The sequence below is a fragment of the Sphaerochaeta sp. genome (assembly GCF_050178175.1).
Classification (GTDB): domain Bacteria; phylum Spirochaetota; class Spirochaetia; order Sphaerochaetales; family Sphaerochaetaceae; genus Sphaerochaeta.
Map to the genome: position 1 here is coordinate 1 of NZ_JBFXGH010000124.1, position 6,041 is coordinate 6,041.

5 protein-coding genes and 1 pseudogene are annotated in these 6,041 nt (G+C 47.6%); 3 read left to right on the top strand and 3 right to left on the bottom strand.

The genetic code is table 11. The features are described from left to right. Positions 1-184 precede the first annotated feature (184 nt). From AB7S66_RS10765 to AB7S66_RS10775, 3 genes are all read right to left on the bottom strand, one after another. Positions 185-1,000, bottom strand: a complete 816-nt coding sequence (locus tag AB7S66_RS10765; RefSeq protein WP_428519886.1) for a carbohydrate ABC transporter permease — start codon at positions 998-1,000, stop codon at positions 185-187. Between the two features lie 10 nt (positions 1,001-1,010). Then, positions 1,011-1,889 (bottom strand): carbohydrate ABC transporter permease, encoded by an 879-nt coding sequence (locus tag AB7S66_RS10770; RefSeq protein ID WP_428519888.1) that lies wholly within the window; start codon positions 1,887-1,889, stop codon positions 1,011-1,013. A gap of 68 nt (positions 1,890-1,957) precedes the next feature. Next, positions 1,958-3,232: an ABC transporter substrate-binding protein gene (locus tag AB7S66_RS10775; protein WP_428519890.1), complete on the bottom strand. Its 1,275-nt coding sequence runs from the start codon at positions 3,230-3,232 to the stop codon at positions 1,958-1,960. Between the two features lie 147 nt (positions 3,233-3,379). On the opposite strand from AB7S66_RS10775, the gene AB7S66_RS10780 reads away from it, so the two are divergent. The 3 genes and pseudogenes from AB7S66_RS10780 to AB7S66_RS10790 form a co-directional block, all read left to right on the top strand. Continuing rightward, on the top strand, positions 3,380-4,222 hold the full coding sequence (locus AB7S66_RS10780; RefSeq protein WP_428519892.1) for a MurR/RpiR family transcriptional regulator: 843 nt from the start codon (positions 3,380-3,382) through the stop codon (positions 4,220-4,222). 19 nt (positions 4,223-4,241) lie between these two features. After that, positions 4,242-5,687 (top strand): decarboxylating NADP(+)-dependent phosphogluconate dehydrogenase, encoded by a 1,446-nt coding sequence (gnd, locus tag AB7S66_RS10785; protein ID WP_428519894.1) that lies wholly within the window; start codon positions 4,242-4,244, stop codon positions 5,685-5,687. Positions 5,688-5,706: 19 nt separating this feature from the next. Then, positions 5,707-6,041, top strand: a pseudogene (locus tag AB7S66_RS10790) (sugar kinase); the annotation flags it as partial.

The window sequence follows — 6,041 nt, forward strand, 5'->3', positions numbered from 1 at the left end:
TATCAAAGGTACCCACAGATATAAATCCATCATACTCTCCCTGCAACAATGCATTGAACAACCGTTTCCCCATCTTCACCAGATCACCCCCTACCTACACTTGGCATAGGGGGGGCAGACAGGTGAGAAAAGAAATATCCATTACGTTTTCAGTAAAATGCATCTTGTGCCTGAAAAGCTTTCCCTACCCTTTCACAGCCCCCATCGTAAGTCCTTTGACAACATACTTCTGGAAGAACATCGTAAGGATAATTGCCGGGGCCATGATGGTAACAGCTGCTGCCATGACCGCTCCCCAGTCAACTTCGACATAACTGAGGAAGTTATATACCGCAATGGGAAGCGTTCTCGTTTTCTGCTGACTCAATACCTGGCTGAACATGAAGTTGTTCCAACTGAAGATAAAACTCAATGTGGTGGCTGTAACCACCCCAGGGCCAGAGAGAGGCAACAGAATCTTGAGAAACGCACTCTGCTGTGTCAGCCCGTCCACCATAGCAGCCTCTTCAAGTTCACGGGGTACTGAGTCAAAATAGGGCGCCATTACCCACACAACCAAAGGAAGTGCAATAAGCATATGGCTGAGGATCAAGGCAATATAGCTATCCATCAGGTGAAGCCTTGAAAAAACAATGTACCAAGGCATAAGGAATGAGATACCCGGCATCAAGCGTGCTACCAGGATGAAAACAGAGAGTTTCTTCTGCTTATAGCGGGCAATCGAGTAGGCAGCAGGAAGCCCAAGAATAAGCGAGAAGAATACACTTACCACCGATACAATGACTGAGTTTTTCATATAGTGCAGGAAGTCCTGTTCAATGAACACCCGCTCATAGTTTTGCATCACCGGGGTAAAGATGAACTTCGGGGGCCAACTGATGATATCAACCTGCGTCTTGAACGAACTCATCAGCATCCAGATGAAGGGAAACAGGATTGGTACGATGATCAAAACCAGCATGATACCAAAGAGCAATGAATGAACTGTTTTTCGCTGCATGCCTTGCCTCCTACAACTCAAAAATTCTGCGTACGCGCATCACCATCAAGCTGAAGAGCATGACGATAGCGAACAGGAAGACCAACATAACAGCACTTTGTCCCATCCTGAAGTATTCAAAGCTGTATTTAAAAGCCAAGACATTCAGGTTCTCTGAGGAGTACCCCGGCCCTCCTCCAGTCATTGCGTAGATGATATCATAGGTTTTTAGTGCATCGATCGCCCGAAGGATTACTGCAGTAAGAATGGTCGGCATCAACATGGGAAGTGTAATCTGAAACAGGACTTGCCTTCCATTCGCCCCATCGACCATGGCCGATTCATAGGGCTCAGTGGACAAACCAGCAAGACCCGCTAGTACGATGATGGTAATCATAGGAGTCCACTGCCAGATATCTACCAGGATCAAGGAAGGCATAACAGTCCTTGCATCACTGACCCAACCACTCTGTGGGAGCTTCAACACACTGAGCACATAGTTCAGAATACCAATTGTCGGGTCATAGAACAGATTCCAAACAATACCAATAGCGACCGGAGTTGCAACCAAGGGCAACAGCAACAAGGCCTTCACTATTCCCTTTCCCTTGAACTTCCGGTTGAGAATCAGCGCTAGGACAGTCCCAAGAACCATTTCCACAATGACAGCGCCAAACGTGAAATAGAAAGTCCTTCCCAATGACGCAAGAAATCTTGGTTCCTTGAGTACCTTGAAATAACTCGCCAGTCCCACTACAGAGAGGGGTCTCCCACTGGTCAATGACCAATCAGTAAAACTGAGAAAGAATGTATACACCACCGGAAATACCATAAGTATCACCACAAACAGCACAGCAGGTAGTGGGAATATATACCGTAGATTTTTTTCTAAGAAACCTTGTTTGACCATGGGACAACTCCTTGCAATATGATAGGCCGACCGATACAATCGGTCGGCCAATTCCACTTACTATTTACTTAGAGTCCGTACTCACCATCAGCTTTCAAGAGCTCATTAACCGCATCTGCCTTTTCTTTGGCAAGTGCCTCAAGTTTGCTTGAAGTTCCTTTGGTGTTGATGGATTCGATGATAACCTCACCGATCAGGTCACGTGCCTGTCCGACTGAACTCATGAACGGTCGGTCATACGGATAGCCGTTCTTTGCCGCATGGGCCTGAGTCTCTACCAAACCAGGATTCATAACTGCCCTAACCTCAGCATCAGCCCAAGCAGAATCCCGAGCCATGGTGATATTAGAAAGCATACCTTCCTTGGCAAGTTCTTTGCTTGTAGCCCAGTCGAGGAATTTCTGTGCAGCATCCTTGTTCTTTGAAGCAGAGGACATTGCCATACCCCATGAAACTACGATGAATGGGGAATCATCTACTGGACCCCTCGGAAGCTGTGCCACCCCGATATCCTCAGCAGGAATCTCTGTCTTTGCGGGATCAACAATCTGTCCATAGAAGACACTTGCATCAGTCCACATTGCGACCTTTCCAGCCTGGAACACAGGCATGATATTCTCCCAAGACATGCTGGTAACGCCCTGCGGGCCATAATTGCCAAGCAACTTGCCATAATACCGGATTGCTTCAATTGCCTCTGGGCTATCAAAGACAGCCTTTCCATCTTCTAGATACCTACCACCGAAGTTATAGATATAACTGGAAATCTGAGTTACTGCAGCCGCCCCCTTTCCTCGTGAGGCAATACCAGCAACCCCATCCTTGTTCAAGATTCTTGCAGCATTCTCAAGCTCTGCAAAGGTTGTAGGTACTGAAAGGCCAGCCTTTTTAAACAGATCCTTGCGGTAATACATTACCTGCCACTCGGTTACGAGAGGTACAATGTAGGCTTTACCATCTTTTCTACCGATATCTACTGAGTTCGCCGGATAATCAGAAAAGTCATAGTTGTCCAAGCTCTCATACCAACCATTCTTGATGAACATCAAGCCTTCCTGAAGAGGACGAGTCATAAACACATCCACGGTGGAGCTGTTGGTTGCAAATTCTGTGGTCAACTTATTGGTGAGCTGGCTCTCCTGTAGACTCTCATAGTTTACCTTGATGCCGGTCTCTGCCTCAAATTCGGGGATCTTTGTCTTCAGCAACTCACCATAGGGGTGATTGGCCAACAGTACACGAATCTCCTCGGGAGCGGCTTCATCCTTTGTACCTTGTGCAAACATGGGTACCAACACAAGAGCAAGCAACAACGCAAAAACGACCATTGTTTTCGTCTTCATTTCTTCTTCTCCTTTTAAAAATTGTACAAATGCAATCTTTTGGCTATAGTATACCCCCTTTTTGGGAATTGTATAGTAATAAATGAATATTTTTTTCTCATTGCCTGAATATTTTTTTCATACTATACTGACTACAAGAGGACCAGCATGCAAGAAGTCAGTGCCATCTATATGATTAGGAGCAAGTACAACATACTCAGCGTGAAAGAGAAGAAGATTGCTGACTTCATCCTCGAACATCCCAAGGAATCGGTAAACCCGAGCATAGAGAAACTGGCAGAGAGAATTGGAATCAGTGAATCAACCATGGTGCGCTTCGCCCGCAAACTAGGGTATTCTGGATACCAGCGATTCCGTATCGCCCTGGCAAGGGAAACCATCCCAAAGAATGAACAAGTCTTTGAAACTGAGCTCCTCGAAGGTGAAGATGTTGTGGATATGGTCTTCAAGAATGCGCAACAAACCCTAGCGGAAACACTGGGGGCCATTGACCGTAATGCAATCAAGGAAACCGCAAAATTGATATCCAAGGCCCGCTCAGTATTTCTCATGGGCCTCGGAGGTTCCAATACCCTTGCCCAGGATGCGTATCATAAATTTATCAGAACAGGTATCAACTGCCAGTATGCCGCTGACTTCCATATGCAACTGATGCTTGCCAGCCAAGCGACAGAAGATGATGTTGCCCTTATTGTAAGTCATACCGGTGAAGGCTATGACACACTTGCCCTGGCTGAAGAACTCAGAAACAATGGAGCCAAGCTGCTTATTTTAACCAGCAATGCACGATCCCCTTTGGCAAAACTGGGGAACTACGTCTTGTCTGTAAGTCCTTGTTGTTCGAAAATAGTTGCAGAATCCTTTTCCGCCAGGATTACCTCCTTGGTTCTCATCGATGTCCTGTACGTGGAGATTCTTGAGCTCATGGAGAATACCGGGGTGGAAAATTTGAATAAAATGAGAGATGTTATCGCAAAACGAAGAATTTAAGATGAGGAGCCATCTACAAATGAAAGCAAATATCGGCCTGATAGGCCTTGCTGTAATGGGCGAGAACCTGGTGCTCAATATGGAGAGCAAAGGGTTCAGTGTCGCTGTCTACAACCGTAGCATCGCAAAAGTCGATGCTTTCCTTGAATCCAGAGCCAAAGGAAAGCACATCATCGGTACACACAGCCTTGAGGAACTGGTTGAACATCTGGAACGTCCCAGGAAAGTGATGATGATGGTGAAGGCAGGAAAGGCTGTCGATGAAACCATTGAAAAACTCATCCCCCTCCTGGAAGCAGGAGATATCATCATTGACGGAGGAAACTCCAACTATGAAGACAGTGAGCGGAGAATGGCCTATGTGGAGAGCAAAGGCTTGCTGTACATTGGAACAGGGGTATCGGGTGGAGAAGAAGGGGCCTTGCTGGGTCCATCCATCATGCCAGGTGGTTCAAAATCGGCATGGGAAGCAGTCAAGCCCATCCTGCAGGGCATCAGCGCCCATGTACATGGCGAGCCATGTTGCGATTGGATCGGAAAGGGAGGAGCAGGTCACTTCGTCAAGATGGTACACAATGGCATCGAGTACGGTGACATGCAGCTTATCGGTGAGATCTACGACCTAATGCGTCGGCTCCTGAAGCTGGACAATGAGAGTATGCAAAACATATTCTCCAAGTGGAATGAAGGAGACCTGGACAGTTATCTTATTGAAATCACCAAGGACATCCTTGGCTATAAGGAAGAGGATGGTTCCTTCCTCCTCGATAAAATCCTCGATACCGCTGGACAGAAAGGAACCGGAAAATGGACAGGTATCAGCGCACTGCATGAGGGTGTACCCTTGACCTTGATTGTTGAATCTGTTTTCGCAAGAAGTGTTTCCAGCCAGAAGGACGAGCGCATTGCTGCCAGTAAGGTGTACGACTTGGCACCCAATCATCCAGTCTCAGACCCGAAAGCATTCATCAACATGCTTGGGAAAGCACTCTATGCAGCGAAAATCATCAGCTACGCACAAGGATTCAGCCTTATCAAGGCAGCAGGTGAGACAAACAACTGGGACCTGAACCTGGGAGGGATTGCCTTGCTCTGGAGAGGTGGCTGCATCATCCGCTCTGCATTCCTTGACAAGATCAGCCAGGCATTCACCAAGAATCCCATGCTGCAGAACCTAATCATGGATCCCTACTTCGTCCAGATCCTGAAGGAGAATCAACAGAGTCTGAGAGAAGTGGTCGCTGCTGCTGCGTTGAATGGAATTCCCACCCCGTCCTTGAGTGCTGCGCTTTCTTGGTTCGACAGCTACAGGACCGAACGGCTTCCAGCTAATCTCCTACAAGCACAGCGTGACTATTTTGGGGCTCATACGTATGAGCGGATAGACAAGAAGCGGGGAGAATTCTTCCACACAAACTGGACTGGTCGGGGCGGCGATACCGCCAGCACCACCTATACCGTATAAGCACACTGGAGGTTTGCAGATGGCATCATTTCGACTCATGGACAAAAAGGACGCATCCTTGGATTTTCTCTCACTCGGAGCCTTGGTTGTACGTCTCGACCCGGGCGTAATTCCTTTCGAATATGCCCAGAATCTTGACTTGCATGTTTCAGGTGGTGAATATAATGTCGCTGCGAACCTGAGCAGGGCCTTCGGGCAAAGAACTGCCATAGCCAGTGCAATGGTGGACTACCCGGTGGGACAGAAGATTGAGAGCGAGGTCAGGAGAATGGGGGTACAAGCGTTTTACAAGCGCTTCGCCCATGATGGGGTCAGGGGCCCCAATATGGCTCATGTGTACAGTGACCGTGGACA